The sequence below is a fragment of the Rhodococcus sp. H29-C3 genome (assembly GCF_030063405.1).
Taxonomy (GTDB): domain Bacteria; phylum Actinomycetota; class Actinomycetes; order Mycobacteriales; family Mycobacteriaceae; genus Rhodococcoides.
In genome coordinates, this window is the sequence record NZ_JASITC010000002.1 from 246,426 (window position 1) to 260,873 (window position 14,448).

Genomic DNA, 14,448 nt, shown 5'->3' on the forward strand with positions numbered 1-14,448 from the left:
GAGTCAAATTTCCGTTAGGGAGATGCACGTGAGAGACCAAAGTCGGACTCCGAGTCTCGGGTTCACCTGCGCCGTCGACGCTACCCTCTTTTGGTGGGCGATGCTCGCAGCACCCTGCGACGGACTTACTTCCGTCGAAGACGCGAACGGGCAGTCCTCATCGCCTCGGCGACTACCGTATCGGCCACCACGGCGAGCTTCTTGTGTTCGTTCTGGCTGAGCGTTCGAAGTTTTTCGTACCCTTCAGTGCCGCTGCATCCGCTTCTGCTGATCAGAATACCGATTGCCTGATCGATCACCGCTCGGCTGCTGAGAGCCTTTTCGAGCTGCTCGGTGAGTTGCACGGCGCTGGCCAACGCACGTGCGTTCTGAACCGAGACCGCGGCAGGGACTGCAAAGAGTTCGCCGAGTTCTACGGAGCGGTCATCGAACCCGTCCGGCTGATGGGCGTAGACATTCATCGCTCCGAGCACACCGGCTCGAGTGATCAACGGTAGCGACAGCACACTATGGACTCCCAGATGACCGACCTGGGGCCCGAACTCTGGCCATTGAGGATCTGCGTCGAGCGAACCGGACCGGACTGTGATGCCCTTCGAGGCTGCCGTGATGCACGGGCCTTGCCCCAGCCCGTACTGAATGCCGTCGACCACTCGGACGAAGTCCGCGCTGGCGACGATCGTCGGAGGCTTGTCCGAATGAAGAAGCGTCAGCCCTGCCCCATCGGCGCCGGGGATGGCCCGCACCGCGAACTCTGCCACGTGGGACAGCGTCTCCGACAAGGTCAACGTGCTCATCGCGAGCTTACCCAGGTCTGCCAGACTCGCTCTGAAATCGTCGTCGAGCTCGTCAGGGTATGTGTGCCCTGCGCGAACAGCTATCGGCTCCGGACCATCGATGTCCTCTGCGTTCATCACGCTGCTCGATTCGTCGTGGCCACACGCAGTTTCTGCACGTGCTTGCCCTCCCGAACCCTACGGCGTCTGCACTCCCGTTATGACCTCGGCCGATGTTCTGCGGGGCGAGAAGCGCTTCGGTATTGTCCGCGTACTTGTCGAGATGGCGTCGGCCACAATCAGAACTCGAAGACCGCTCGTGCAGCCAAACGGCCGGCGAGCAGGTCGTCGAAACACTCGTTGACTTCGTCGAGCTTGCGAGACACCGCGGAGACCTTCGTCCGACCGGCCTCGTGCAAGGCGAATACTTCACGTAGATCTTTCCTGGTGCCGACGATCGAGCCGAGCACCGAGATACCACCGACCACAGTCTCGAAGATTGGCACCGGGAACACTCCATGAGCAGGCATCGACACACACACCAACCGCCCACCGCGACGGAGTGATCGGAAAGCTTGGTCGAATACCTCGGGAATCACTGCCAATACGATCGCGACATCGGCACCGCCGAGCGCTCGGATCGCTTCGACCGGGTCCGTCGATGACGAGTTGACGGTGTGGTCGGCCCCGAGTTCGGTCGCCAGTTCCAACTTCTCGTCTTCGATGTCGACCGCGGTGACGAAGCCTCCGGCAATCTTGGCATATTGCACAGCCATGTGACCAAGGCCGCCGACACCGAAGATCGCAACACGCTGAGCCGGCAAAACCCCGCCGACTTTGACCGCTTTGTAGGTCGTTACCCCCGCGCAGGTCAAGGGAGCAGCGTCGAAGGACGAGATTCCATCTGGCACGCGAGTGACGTAACGGGCGTCTGCCACTGCGTATTCGGCGTACGCCCCATCGATCGAGTAGCCGCTGTTCTGCTGTTTCTCACACAGGGTCTCCCACCCGGATACGCAGTAATCGCACTCACCGCACGCCGAACCCAGCCACGCGATGGCGACGCGCTCGCCGATTCGATCCTCGGACACTTGTGATCCCACGGCCTCGATGAGGCCGATACCCTCGTGCCCAGGGACGAAGGGCACGGTCGGCTTGGCAGGCCAGTCACCTTTCGCAGCGTGAATATCGGTGTGGCACACCCCGCAGGTTTGAATTTTCACAAGCACCTGCTGGGGTCCCGGGATGGGAACAGGAATGTCCTGGACGACGAGGGGCGCACCGAACTCGGCAACGACAGCAGCTTTCATTCTGGGTTCCTCCGTAAATCACAAAGCAATGCCGTTCTCGACGGTCGAGAGATGCACGCTATCGATCCTCGCTGCCTCGACAACCATGCGTGCAGGGCCAGAAGTCACCACCGTCCAGGGACAATTATCGGTGCAGCAAAAGGTGCCGATCCACGAAAGAAAGCCCTCTGAACTGCGCATTTCGCAGTTCAGGGGACCGCTCGAGTTTGTTTCTTACCAAAGACTGGACGGCCGTGGCCCGGTGCATCAACGGTCAGCGTTGCCTAGCCCTATCGCAGGTCAGGTCATGCTCACTTCCTTGGTCTCGGAGAGCGCTTTGGTGCAGGCAAGGCTGAGTACCGATAAGAGCGCCAGCATGACTCCGATAGAAATACTTCCGAATTGTGCCGCGAGAGGGGCGGCGAGCAACGGCGGGATTGCGCCGCCGAGAACACCGGCGAGGTTGTATCCCAGTCCGGCACCTGTGTAGCGGAATCGAGTCTGGAACAGTTCTGGGAGAAGGGCACCGGTTGGTCCATAGGCGATACCGAAGATCGTCAGCGTCACACACATGGCCACGACATACGCAACCGGGCTTCCCGTGTCGAGCAAGGGAAATAGAACAAGCGACCAAGGAATTGCCGCTGCACAAGAGGTCATGATCACTCTGCGGCGTCCGACTCGGTCGGAATACGTTGCAGATAGTGCGATCGCGATTCCGAAGACCACGGCGCCTACAAGGCCTGTCCACAACACGAAGGGTCGATCGAAGCCGAGGGTCTTTGTGCCGTAACTGGTCAGATATGCAGTGCCCATGTAGAAGAGCGAGAACAGTGAAGCCAGCGCTCCGGCGGCAAGCAGAATCTCCCTCTTCTGTACGTGCCAGGCTTCGAGGATCGGAAGGGTGGTAGCACGATCAGGAGTTCGAACTTCTGCTTCTTGGTTCGCACGAAAAACCGGTGTTTCTTCGATGGCCAGTCTCATGTACAACCCGATCAGCACGAGAACTGCACTGAGAAGGAACGGTATACGCCAACCGAAGTCGAGGAAGACTGCGTTGGTGTCACCGAACACAGCACCCGTTACGAGGAAGGTCGCGCTCGAAAGAATGAATGCCGCTGACGGGCCCAACTGTGGGAACATGGCGTAGAAGCCGCGCTTTTTCGGTGGTGCATATTCGGCAGTGAGAAGAGTTGCGCCCGCCCATTCTCCACCGACAGCGAATCCCTGCCCGAATCGCAACAGAACGAGGATAATCGGAGCCGCTAACCCGATGGTGTCAGCGCTGGGTAGCAACCCGATTACAAAAGTGGATATGCCCATCAGAAGCAGCGTCGAGATCAGCGTCTTCTTTCGGCCGATGCGGTCGCCGAAGTGCCCGAAGACCACAGCTCCGACAGGCCTCGCGATGAAAGCGACCGCAAAGGTGGCGAAAGATGCGACGGTCCCCGCAGTGGCACCCAGTGCTGGGAAGAACACTGTCGGAAATACGAGTGCGGCAGCAGTTCCATAAATGAAGAAGTCATAGAACTCGATTGTGGTTCCTATGCCACTGGCGATCGCCACCTTTCGAACACTTGTGGTGGGTGCGGCTGAGCGGGTCGTCGGCCTGCGGTCGACCGCATCATCCGGTGTAATTGAGGGCATTCATTCTCCAGAGGCATCGTCAGGAAGTGTGATGTGAATCTGAAGGAAAAGGTTATGTGACCCGCGTCATAGGTACCCACCCCCGAAAAGGGGTAGAAGATCTGCCTACTTCGCTCCGACCTTGGCCATGTCGACGCGGTTGCCACGGAAGGGAACACCTTCCGCTTCGAGCAATGCGCGCGCTGCTCCGCCATGGCACGTCGCAGGTGCACCGTCGGCGTGAACCACCCGCCACCACGGCACACCGTCGTCGAGCAGTCCGACGGCCCGGCCCACTTGCCGGGGACCTATGCCCAGTGCGCGACCGATCTCACCGTAGGCGGCGACGTGACCCGCCGGAATCCTCACCACCATGGCTCGAACTTCCGACACGACGTCGATGGTCATGCCTCTGCTGACTCTGGATAAGTGATTGTTTCGCCTTGTACGTGCGCGAACTCTGTAATTGTCGCGAGGCGGGTCGATGAAATCGACATAATGTCGAAAACCTCCGCCCCTGCGACGATGAGCGCGTCCGTTATCAGCCGTCGATGACAACGCCATGGCACAGCCTCGCTGCACATGATCGCCGGGACCGACTCGTGTGCGACCCGTAGCAGCTCAGCGAGCCCGGAACGGAATTCCGTGGTCTCCATGTAGTCCGCGTAGTCGCGGAATGCCTTGACCCGCCACCCTCCGTTCGGGCTCGACACATCAACCGGTGTATATCTACGACCGCCGATATCCCGGATCCACCGGTACCCGATATCGGCCGGCAGCGCATCCTTGATCGCGTCCTGGTTCCACTGCGGATACTTTCGCGACCCTGGAAACGAACGCACATCGACCAGCTCGGTCACCTCGTTCGCACGCAACATCTCGAACACTTCATCAGCAGTGCGAGTGGAGTGGCCGATCGTGAAAACCCGAGGCACGGCGCGTTTGCTTTCCAGGCCCCTCGTCATCGAATAAAGATTACTCGATCGACTCCAGGCCACTCATCTCATGCGTCTGGACCATTTCGTCACCCCGGGCTTCGAGATTTGGGGGGTAGACCCCGGTCCGATTCTGGTTGCTCTCGACGGCCACGCCAACGGTCATACGTTCAGCAGAAGACAGAGGCATAAGACTCTCTGGCACCCGCTCGACCTGAAAACACACGAGTCCCGTTGTGACTGAGCAGTATCCGCAGTCCAAAAGATCGGTCAGGCTACATGCGGCGGTCCTCGGCAATTGCGTGGTGGCTGGTCATGCCGCCGTCGACTACAAGAGTCTGTCCGGTGATGTAACGGGACTCGTCCGAGGCCAGGAACAACATGGCGGCAGCAATGTCCTCAGGTTCGCCGATGAACGGCAGCGCGTTGTGTGAGCGGATCTTGTCGATGGCCTCAACGGAAAGATTGTTCTGCAGCGCTGGGGTCATCACCGCCCCGGGGGCGACCGCATTGCAGCGCACTTTTTGTGCTCCGTACTGGGTGGCGACGTACTGGGTCATGCGAATGACCGCAGCTTTGGCAGTGCCATAGGCCACTTGCACGTAGTCCCCAGCCAAGCCCCCGACGGAGGCGGTGTTGATGATCGAACCGCCGCCGGCATCGATCAGGTGAGGCAGAGCCAGTCGGCAGCCGAGGAGCGCACTACGCACGTTCAACTGCATAGTGCGGTCGAACTCCTCCAAGTCCAGACGGAGCACATCCAGATCCTTGCGCGGATTGCTGCCGCCCACGTGATTGCACATGACGTCCAGGCGACCGAACTCTTGTACCGAGGCATTTACCAGGGCAGCGAGGGAATCCTCGTCCATCACGTCGACGGCGATGCCGATCGCGCGCCCGCCGGCTTCCTGTATCCGAGCAGCAGCATCGCTGGCCTGCTGCTGGTCCAGATCAGCGATTGCGACGGACGCGCCCTCGGCCGCGAACATTTGCGCGGCCGCCATACCGATGCCACTTGCCCCGCCGGTAATTATGGCTGCCTTGCCCTGGAGTCTTCCCATAACGCTGCCTACTTTCGACTGATTTCCGAAGGCCAACTGTCTCTGCAGCATACGACCGTCCGGTTACCTCCCGGGGCTGATAGAGCAGTCTTCTCTGGCTTGATGCCGACAACATACGGACCTGCCACCTGCACTGCGTGTCAAAGGATCATCAAGGTCTTCAGCATCGGCATACAAGTCTCGTATCTTTCCGCCCGACGGCCCCGGCGGTGTCGTAGACCTGACCCAATGGATGAAGAACCCGTCACGCGAGGTTCGGCAGCGGGTAACCCTCACCGCCACCCCGATGCGACACAGTCGGCAACACCCAGCGCCACCGGTCGCCTCTGGCGCCATCTTCTCGACGGCGAAAGAGCCTGGGGTTCGGTCGACACCTGGCACGCCCGCCACGGCATGACTCGCCACCGGCTCGTCGTTTTTCCTCCGGGCACCAACCTTGCCGAGCGTAGACGTCTGCGCCTATGGCGAGGGTGGCCACTGTGGGGCGCGATGTTGTGGATCGTCAGCGAGGTAGTGCTGAGCAATCAATTCGCTGCGATCCCGGCCGTCGCCGCGTCGACGACTGTCTACCTGCTCAGCGGGTACTGCGCATTCGTGGTGGCAGGCACCCCGCGAACACAGATTCGGATAGAGGTAGCAATCACGATGAACGGTCCGACCGACCTCGACTCCCAGGCCCGCCGCGAGAACATCGGCGGACACGCGAAACTCCTCACCGACGCCGACAACCGGTTGGCAACACAGCACATCACCGCTGCCGAGCACGAAATGATCTGGAGGGCGGTCTACCGGCAACTGCCGGCAGGCAAGTACTGAACGTTCGATGCGAGCGAAACGATCGTCCGCAGGTGCGACAATTGGCGAATGTCTCAGGAGCGTCAGCGCGGGCCCGGTAGACCTCGGGATGCGGACATGGAAGTTCGTGTCTACGACGCCGTACTCGAGGTGTATTGGGAAACCAGTTGGCGCGGATTCACTTTCGACGCGGTTGCACGCAAGGCGAAGGTTGGTCGGGCCGCATTGTATCGGCGCTGGGACAGCAAGGAAGACCTGTTGGTACAGGCACTCGAGGCCCGATCTCCATTGTCGACGCCGATCGATACCGGCACTGTTCGCGGTGACCTCATCGAACTGTCCGAGCAACTCACTCACGGTTACGCCGAACTGTCCGGACTGGTATCGCTACGGGTGACTCTCGATGCGATGGTCAACCCCGACCTTCTGTCGCATCTCACCGACACGCTCAACCAGAGCCGCTTCGTCACCACGAGGCAGATCGTTCAGCGCGCAGTGATGCGAGGGGAGTTGCCCAGCTCGACTTCGACGACGCTACTGCTCGAACTCGTGACCGGCGCGGTGCTTACACGCGCACTGTTCGCACAGGCACGTGCGGATGCGGGAATGCCGGATTCGCTTCGACATTCGACACTGATCGTCGATACCGTGCTGCGCTCGCTGATCTAGCCAAGGTTCCTGCTCGACCCACCCAGCATTGCGGACAATTATTGTCTGTATTAGCGTGGCGTCTATGACAGACCCCACGACAGTGCCGGTGATCATCGGCGTTGCCGATATTCGCTCGGGACGGGCCGGAGCACCCGCTTCGCCGCGGGATCCCCTGGATCTCATCTCCCAAGCAACGATCGCCGCCCTTGCCGACACCGGAATCGAGACCATCGGCTCCCGCGTGGACACGATCTACGCGGTGAAAACCGCGAGCTGGTCCTACGACGACCTACCGGATCTGCTCGCGAAACGTATCGGCGCCGACAGCCCACGCACCTGGACCAGTTCGATCGGCGGCCACTGGCCGACGGCTCTACTCGACCGCATCGGCTCCGAGATCGCCGACCGGTCCTCGTCGGTGACGCTCCTGGTGGGCGGTGAAGCCCAAGCATCGCTGAACGCGTTGACGAAGCTCGGCGTCGATCCGACCACTCGGGACTGGCTTGCTGCACCAGGGGGGCCACCCACCTTTACCTCGGACGACCTCGGCAGCCCCGAGATGCAGCGCGCCGGGATACTCGCGCCGACCCGCGTATACCCACTGTTCGAGAACCGGTTCAGCTACGACATCGGTGACAGCCCCCAGCAGTCTCGTGAGTATTCGGCTCGGATGTATGCACAGTTCTCCGAACTTGCTGCCGCACACCCGTGCGCGTGGATGCCCACCGCGCGAACACCGGAGGACATCGCCACCAGCGGACCCAAGAACCGGTTGGTCAGCGACGCGTACCCACTGACGATGAATGCGATGCCGTTCGTCGATCAAGCTGCCGCAATCGTCGTATGTTCACTCGCCGCTGCCATCGAATTCGGTGTCGCGAAGGACCGCATCGTCTATCTGTGGGGCGGCGCTGGTGCAACCGAATTTGCGGACGTGCTTGCGCGCAAAGACTTCGGTCGATCGGCAGCACTGAAATCCGCCGTCGACCGCACCTTGAAGCAGGCCGAGGTGACAGGTGGCGACCTAGGAATCGTCGACGCCTACAGTTGCTTCCCCGTGGTGCCGAAGCTGCTGATCCAGGCTCTGGGTCTTCCGCACTCGACCGTGCCCAGCGTCCTGGGCGGTCACTCCTTTTTCGGTGGACCGCTCAACAGCTACACACTCCACGCGATCGCCGAGGTCACCCGACTGTTGCGCAGCACCGACGTCGACGTACCGGCGCTCGTCCATGCGAACGGTGGCTATCTCACCCATCAGCACACCGTGCTGTTGTCACGCAATCCTCATCGCAACGGGTACGTCGGCGATCCGAATCCTCACGAGATACCTGAAACCGGTCCACCCATGCTGCACGGCTACGTTGGTGATGCCGATATCGTCACCGCAACAATAGATTTCGAGCGGGACGAAAGCCCCAAATCTGCATTGATCATCACGGTGACCGACGATGGATCACGGGTCGCAGGCCACACCGACTCGAACGACGCGGCAGCACTGCTTCGCTACACGCAAGGCGGCGCTCGCTCGCTCGTCGGCGCGCGAATATCCATCACCGACCACGACGGCCGGGTTGCGGTCTCATTGAAAGAAGAGGTACAGCTATGACCGAAGTCGTACTCACCGAAACACGTGGGCACACACTGCTCGTGACCATCAACCGACCGGCAGCCGCCAACAGTATCAATGCCGATGTGCACCGTGGTCTCGGTGAAGCGTGGGAACTGGCACAAGCCACCGATGAGATCCGAGTGGTGGTGCTGACCGGGGCTGGAGAGGCAACGTTCTGCGCCGGCGCAGATCTCAAGGCCCTCGGCACCTCCGGACCGGATGGGGTGACGCCGCCCGACACAGCACACTGGGGTTTCGCTGGAGTTGTCAAACACCACATCACGAAACCGATCATCGCGGCAGTCAACGGCAATGCACTCGGCGGCGGAACAGAACTCGCGCTCGCAAGCGATCTCGTTGTGGCAGCGGACACGTCGACCTTCGGGCTTCCGGAAGTCAAGCGCGGTTTGATCGCCGGTGCCGGCGGAGTGTTTCGACTCGTCACCGCGATCCCACGCGCGGTCGCGCTGGAACTGTTGCTCACCGGTAACGCACTGAGCGCCGAAGATGCGCTGCGTTGGGGCTTGGTCAATCGGGTGGTCCCGCAGGCCGAGGTGCTTGCCACCGCTCTTGCACTCGCCGAGACCATTGCCGGCGGTGCGCCATTGGCGGTGCAAGCCAGCAAGACCGTTGCCCGCGGAATCGTCGATGGGGCAGTCCCCAGTGAGGCAGAAGGCTGGGCCCTCACCGAGCAGGCCTTGGCACAGTTGAGTTCTTCGGCCGACACGATGGAAGGCATCATGGCATTCCTGGAGAAGCGTGACCCGATCTGGAGTGGAAAATGACTGCTGCACTCGGGAATTCGTGGGACACCGACGACCGTAGGGCATTGCGCGATCTCACCCGACAGTTCACCACCAAGCACGTCCTTCCCGACCTCGCCACTTGGGAGCGCAATGGCGAGGTTCCCCGCGAGCTGCATCACACTGCGGCCACGCTGGGCCTTCTCGGGGCATCGACACCCGAAAGTGTCGGCGGGTCGGGCGGTAATGCCCTCGACATGCTGGCAATCCTCGAGGAGATCATACTGTCCGGGGGCTCCTCGGGCCTGATATCGGCGCTGTTCAGTCACGGAATCGCGACCCCGCATATCGTGTCCTCGGGCAACGACGATCTCATCGACCGATTCGCGCGGCCCGCCCTGGAAGGACGGATGATCGGGGCGCTCGCGATCACCGAACCGGGCGGCGGATCCGACGTCGCGAACATCTCCACCACTGCCACCCGCGATGGCGACTCCTACGTCATCAACGGCTCCAAGCTCTACATCACCTCCGGTACGCGTGCAGACTTCGTCACCACCGCTGTGCGGACCGGAGATCGTGGACACGCCGGCATCTCCCTCATTGTAGTCCCCACCACCACAACGGGATTCACCGTGTCCCGGCGCCTGGAGAAGATGGGGTGGCTGTGTTCGGACACCGCCGAACTGTTCTACGACAACGTGCGCGTCCCGGCCCAGAACCTCATCGGCGAAGAGGGATCGGGTTTCGGACAGATCGCCCAACAGTTCCAGGGTGAGCGACTGTCATTGGCATTTCAGGCCGTCGCAACCGCCCGTCGATGCCTGAACCTGGCCACGGAATGGGTGCGCTCACGCGAAACCTTCGGACGACCACTGTCCACCCGCCAGGTCGTGCGACATCGCATCGCCGAGTTGGCGACCGAAATTACTGCCGCCGAGGAGTTCTGCCGATCGGTAGCAGTGCGTTGGGTCGACAACGGAGGCATGCTCGCCGAAACAGCCATGGCCAAGAACAACGCGGTCAAAGTCTGCGACCACGCTGTCTACGAAGCCGTCCAATTATTCGGCGGACTCGGTTGCATGCGCGAGTCAGAGGTCGAACGGCACTACCGCGATGCCCGGGTCCTGGGCATCGGTGGTGGAACTACCGAAATCATGAACGAGATCATCTGCAAGATGCTCGGACTCTGAGTCACTGATCAGTCGTTCGCAGTGGTGCGGGGTCGGGTCATTTCGAGCAATTCGATAACTTCTGCGTCGAATTCCGCAGAAGCCTGAATGTTCGAGCAATGGCCGATCCCGACCATTTCGACGAATTTGGGTATTCCGCCGTGCGAGCGCAGGATCGCGACGATCTGTCGGGCGGCCATCGGCGGGGTGAGGCGATCCACAGAGCCCACAAGCACAGTGCAGGGAACCGTGAGATGCTCGAGGCCACCGCGAACATCGAGATCGAACAATCCCGAACCCCACAGGACCCGAGTTCTGACCGCCACTCCCGCCACCATGACGCGCAAAAAGTCCGCTTGTTTCAATGTGGCTTGCGGTGACATTGCGATGCTACGAACTGCGCGAGTGATCGGTGCACGTTCGGGCAACCACGCCCGGCTGCGCATGATCGCACTCAGCAGTGGACCCCGAACGAAGCCGTAGCGACCAGCAAACGGCATGATGGCCGTGTTTGCTCTGAATCGATCTGCGATCGTATTGGCAAGCAGCACAGCTGAAGCGTGGCTGCGCACCTGCTCCGGATGGCTTTGTGCCCACGCCATGACGGTGATGCCACCGAAACTGTGGCCGGTGATCACCGCCGGTCTACCTGGCGAGACCATCGCATCGAGCACGGCCGCGAGATCGTCACCGAGCACGTCCGGCCGTACACCAGCACTTCCCATCGTGCTACGCCCGAGCCCGCGCTGGTCGTAGGCAATGACTCGGTAGCGCCTGCTCAGGCTGTTGATCTGTGGGTTCCAATACTCGAGCCTGCATGCGAATCCGTGAACGAACACCACGGCAGGTGCGTTCTTCGGTCCGTATGCGCGGACGTGGATCTTCGCGCCGTCAGTGGTGCCGACCGTGACAACCTCGTACGGCCCCGGCGGGTTCCGTAGAGATTCTTCGGCCGTGTAACCCGCGCGGAAGTCGGCACCAGCGTCCATGACAACTTCAAGTTCGTCGAACTCCATGCCGAGTCGTCATCCTTTTCGTAAATGCGATCAAAGGTTCAAGGACCGTCCGATGATTTCTTTCATTATCTCGGTTGTGCCGCCGTAGATGGTCTGAACGCGAGAATCCATGAATGCCTTGGCTACTGGGTATTCTTTCATGTAACCGTAGCCACCGTGAAGTTGCAGACAGCGGTCGATCAGCTTGACCTGCGCCTCGGTTGTCCACCATTTGGCCATGGCTGCCTCTTGTACGGTCAGCTTCTCGTTGTTGAGTTGTTCGATGAACTTGTCCACGAGGATGCGGACGGCTGTGGCCATCGTGGCCTCCTCCGCCAACACGAATCGTGTGTTCTGAAACTTGCCGATCGACTTACCGAAAGCCTTACGGTCGCGGCAGTACTGGATGGTGCTCTCCAGGACGGATTCCATGACCGCAGCAGCTACGACGGCGATGGACAACCGCTCCTGCGGAAGGTTTTTCATCAGGTAGAGGAAGCCCTGTCCTTCGTCGCCCAGCATATTGGCTGCGGGAATTCGGACGTCGGTGAAGCTCAGTTCTGCGGTGTCCTGTGCCTTCAACCCGATCTTGTCGAGGTTGCGGCCACGTTCGAAACCTGGCATTCCTCGTTCCACGACGAAGAGGCTGAAACCCTGTGCTCCCTTGTCAGGATCAGTGCATGCCACGACGATCACGATGTCTGCGTTGATGCCGTTGGTAATGAAAGTCTTGGAGCCGTTGAGAATCCAATCATCACCGTCGCGAACTGCTTTGGTCTTGATCCCCTGCAGATCGCTACCAGTTCCGGGTTCCGTCATGGCGATCGCAGAGATCAGTTCTCCCGAGGTGAATCCCGGGAGCCATCTCTGCTTCTGTTCGTCGTCGCACAGGTCGATCAGATAGGGCGCAACGACATCGTTGTGCAGCATGAAACCGATACCACTGTAACCGCCCTTGGTGGCTTCCTCCGTGATGACGACGTTGTATCGGAAGTCCTTGACTCCTCCGCCACCGAATTCTTCGGGAACATCCATCCCGAGGAATCCTTGCTTGCCGGCTTCCACCCAGACATCGCGGTCGACGATGTTCTGCTCTTCCCACTTTTCATGAAAGGGCGCGACGTGCTGCGCCAAGAACTTCTTGAAGGATTCCCGAAAGAGTTCGTGCTCGGGTTCGAAAATAGTACGTTCCATGCCATCTCCCACTAGGTGGATGCACCGCGTGTCAGCTGAACTCCGTTGCACCCATTGAATTGTCGTACCAACGATAGAATTCTTCAGAGCCGGGGTCGATGACCCGGACGATCAGGATCGATGACCGCATCCGTCAGCGTCGGCCGTCGCGATACGCTTCGATCGGTCTCACTCGGCAAAACAGGAGGTCATACCTCGCGTCGACGCAGATCGATCGGTTGGCCGTCCGAGGGGAACGGCAACGAGGTGAAGTCGAGTGGTGCAACGTAATCCGCGTCGACGTGCCAGTCGTATCGGAGCAGCAGGTGATGCATGATCGTTTTGATCTCGGCACCAGCGAACGACATGCCGAGGCACTTGTGTACACCGCCGCCGAACGGCTCCCAGGCGTATCGGTGCACCTTGTCTTCACGTCTATCGTCCGCGAAGCGCTCGGGATCGAACCGTTCGGGTTCGGGCCAGTACTGCGCCATGTGATGGGTGAAGTGTGGGACCACCGCTGCGTAGCTTCCCGCGGGGACGAAATGCCCCTGTATTTCGGTGTCGTGCACTGCTCGGCGCGCCATCACCGGCACCGGCGAGACAAGCCGGAGGCATTCCTTCATGACCAGATCGAGGCTGCTCAGTTCATCGAGATCGCCATAGCTGGGCGCCGACGTTCCCAACGCGAGCGACTCCGTCCGGCATCTTTCCTGCCACTGTGGGTGCTGACCCAGGTACTGCATCATCGTGGAAATGGTGATCGTGGAGGTGTCGTGGGCGGCCATCAGAAGGAAGATCATGTGATCGATGACCTCGTCGTCGCTGAAGCGTTGACCGTCCTCAGATTCGATGTGACAGAGCACGGAGAACAGATCGTCCGTTTCGCTGGCTCGACGTGCCGGTAGGTAGTGCCGGAAGAAGTCCTCGAGCACCTGACGGCCATCGAGCCCCCGCTTCCACCTCGTACCCGGAACCGGGTAGCGGACCACCGAGGTAGCCGCCTGCACACAATCGACGAAAGCTTCTTTCACCAAGGCGATTTCGCTGGCGGTGGAGTCTTCCGCGCCGCCCATGAAGATTTCGGTCGCGAGATCGAGAGTGAGGGTTTTGAGGGCAGTGTAGGCGCGGAATCCGGTTACCGGAGCCCACGCGTCGAGCGCCGAGTCCAGCGCCGGATTGAGCACGTCCACAGTTTTCTCGAGCCGTGATCGGGTGAACGCCTGCTGCATGATGCGTCGATGCCGCAGATGTTCCTTGGAATCGAGCAGCATCAGGCCACCGTGAAAGAAGGGGCCGATCAACACCGACCAACCGTCGCCATTGGCGAATGCCCGATCCTTGTTCTGCAGCACTTCCTGGCACGCATCCGGCCCCAGAACTGCAACCCAACGCCTCCCGACCATCGAGAACCACGACACCTCGCCGTAGCTGTCCCATTGTTTTTGCATCAACGCCAGCGGATCACGGATGTATTCGAACGAGTGCCCGACGCCGGGGATCCCGGATCGCCCCGAGATCGGGCGCAGGTTCGAGCCAGCGGGTGGGGCGGCCAGGACTTTGGACATCACGAAACCTCGACTTCGTTCCTATCTGACAGCGCGTCCTGTCAGATGATCGTAG

General features: G+C 60.6%; 14 protein-coding genes. 5 read left to right on the top strand and 9 right to left on the bottom strand.

Features of this window, described 5'->3' with window-relative positions; genetic code table 11:
• Nucleotides 1–125: 125 nt before the first annotated feature.
• From QMK32_RS05210 to QMK32_RS05235, 6 genes are all read right to left on the bottom strand, one after another.
• A complete protein-coding gene (locus QMK32_RS05210; RefSeq protein WP_283473449.1) occupies nt 126–914 on the bottom strand; it encodes a GAF and ANTAR domain-containing protein in 789 nt (262 codons plus the stop codon).
• 161 nt (nt 915–1,075) lie between these two features.
• A complete protein-coding gene (locus tag QMK32_RS05215; RefSeq protein WP_283473451.1) occupies nt 1,076–2,086 on the bottom strand; it encodes a zinc-dependent alcohol dehydrogenase in 1,011 nt (336 codons plus the stop codon).
• 279 nt (nt 2,087–2,365) lie between these two features.
• A complete protein-coding gene (locus QMK32_RS05220; protein ID WP_283473453.1) occupies nt 2,366–3,712 on the bottom strand; it encodes an MFS transporter in 1,347 nt (448 codons plus the stop codon).
• A 105-nt stretch (nt 3,713–3,817) separates the two neighbouring features.
• Nucleotides 3,818–4,099, bottom strand: a complete 282-nt coding sequence (locus QMK32_RS05225) for an MGMT family protein (RefSeq protein WP_283473456.1) — start codon at nt 4,097–4,099, stop codon at nt 3,818–3,820.
• Nucleotides 4,096–4,656, bottom strand: a complete 561-nt coding sequence (locus QMK32_RS05230; protein ID WP_283473458.1) for a DUF488 domain-containing protein — start codon at nt 4,654–4,656, stop codon at nt 4,096–4,098. Before QMK32_RS05230 ends, QMK32_RS05225 begins: the two co-directional genes overlap by 4 nt.
• A 245-nt stretch (nt 4,657–4,901) precedes the next feature.
• Nucleotides 4,902–5,738 carry an SDR family NAD(P)-dependent oxidoreductase gene (locus QMK32_RS05235; RefSeq protein WP_283473460.1) on the bottom strand — a complete coding sequence of 279 codons (837 nt, stop codon included), beginning with the start codon at nt 5,736–5,738 and terminating at the stop codon, nt 4,902–4,904.
• A gap of 177 nt (nt 5,739–5,915) precedes the next feature.
• Here QMK32_RS05235 and QMK32_RS05240 point away from each other — a divergent pair, with 177 nt between their 5' ends.
• The 5 genes from QMK32_RS05240 to QMK32_RS05260 all read left to right on the top strand — a co-directional run bounded on the left by QMK32_RS05240 (nt 5,916) and on the right by QMK32_RS05260 (nt 10,678).
• Nucleotides 5,916–6,503, top strand: a complete 588-nt coding sequence (locus QMK32_RS05240) for a DUF6611 family protein (protein ID WP_283473462.1) — start codon at nt 5,916–5,918, stop codon at nt 6,501–6,503.
• A gap of 48 nt (nt 6,504–6,551) precedes the next feature.
• Nucleotides 6,552–7,151: a TetR/AcrR family transcriptional regulator gene (locus tag QMK32_RS05245; protein ID WP_283473464.1), complete on the top strand. Its 600-nt coding sequence runs from the start codon at nt 6,552–6,554 to the stop codon at nt 7,149–7,151.
• 64 nt (nt 7,152–7,215) lie between these two features.
• On the top strand, nt 7,216–8,739 hold the full coding sequence (locus QMK32_RS05250) for an acetyl-CoA acetyltransferase (RefSeq protein WP_283473466.1): 1,524 nt from the start codon (nt 7,216–7,218) through the stop codon (nt 8,737–8,739).
• A complete protein-coding gene (locus QMK32_RS05255) occupies nt 8,736–9,527 on the top strand; it encodes an enoyl-CoA hydratase-related protein (RefSeq protein WP_269301727.1) in 792 nt (263 codons plus the stop codon). The genes QMK32_RS05250 and QMK32_RS05255 overlap by 4 nt, the downstream gene beginning before the upstream one ends.
• Nucleotides 9,524–10,678: an acyl-CoA dehydrogenase family protein gene (locus tag QMK32_RS05260; RefSeq protein WP_269301728.1), complete on the top strand. Its 1,155-nt coding sequence runs from the start codon at nt 9,524–9,526 to the stop codon at nt 10,676–10,678. The genes QMK32_RS05255 and QMK32_RS05260 overlap by 4 nt, the downstream gene beginning before the upstream one ends.
• 8 nt (nt 10,679–10,686) lie before the next feature.
• Here QMK32_RS05260 and QMK32_RS05265 read toward each other — a convergent pair whose 3' ends face one another.
• The 3 genes from QMK32_RS05265 to QMK32_RS05275 form a co-directional block, all read right to left on the bottom strand.
• Nucleotides 10,687–11,673 (bottom strand): alpha/beta fold hydrolase, encoded by a 987-nt coding sequence (locus QMK32_RS05265; protein WP_283473468.1) that lies wholly within the window; start codon nt 11,671–11,673, stop codon nt 10,687–10,689.
• A gap of 30 nt (nt 11,674–11,703) precedes the next feature.
• The gene (locus tag QMK32_RS05270) at nt 11,704–12,846 is read right to left on the bottom strand and encodes an acyl-CoA dehydrogenase family protein (RefSeq protein ID WP_269301730.1); all 1,143 of its coding nucleotides are present in this window, start codon (nt 12,844–12,846) and stop codon (nt 11,704–11,706) included.
• A gap of 188 nt (nt 12,847–13,034) precedes the next feature.
• Nucleotides 13,035–14,393 (bottom strand): cytochrome P450, encoded by a 1,359-nt coding sequence (locus QMK32_RS05275; protein ID WP_283473469.1) that lies wholly within the window; start codon nt 14,391–14,393, stop codon nt 13,035–13,037.
• Nucleotides 14,394–14,448 lie beyond the last annotated feature (55 nt).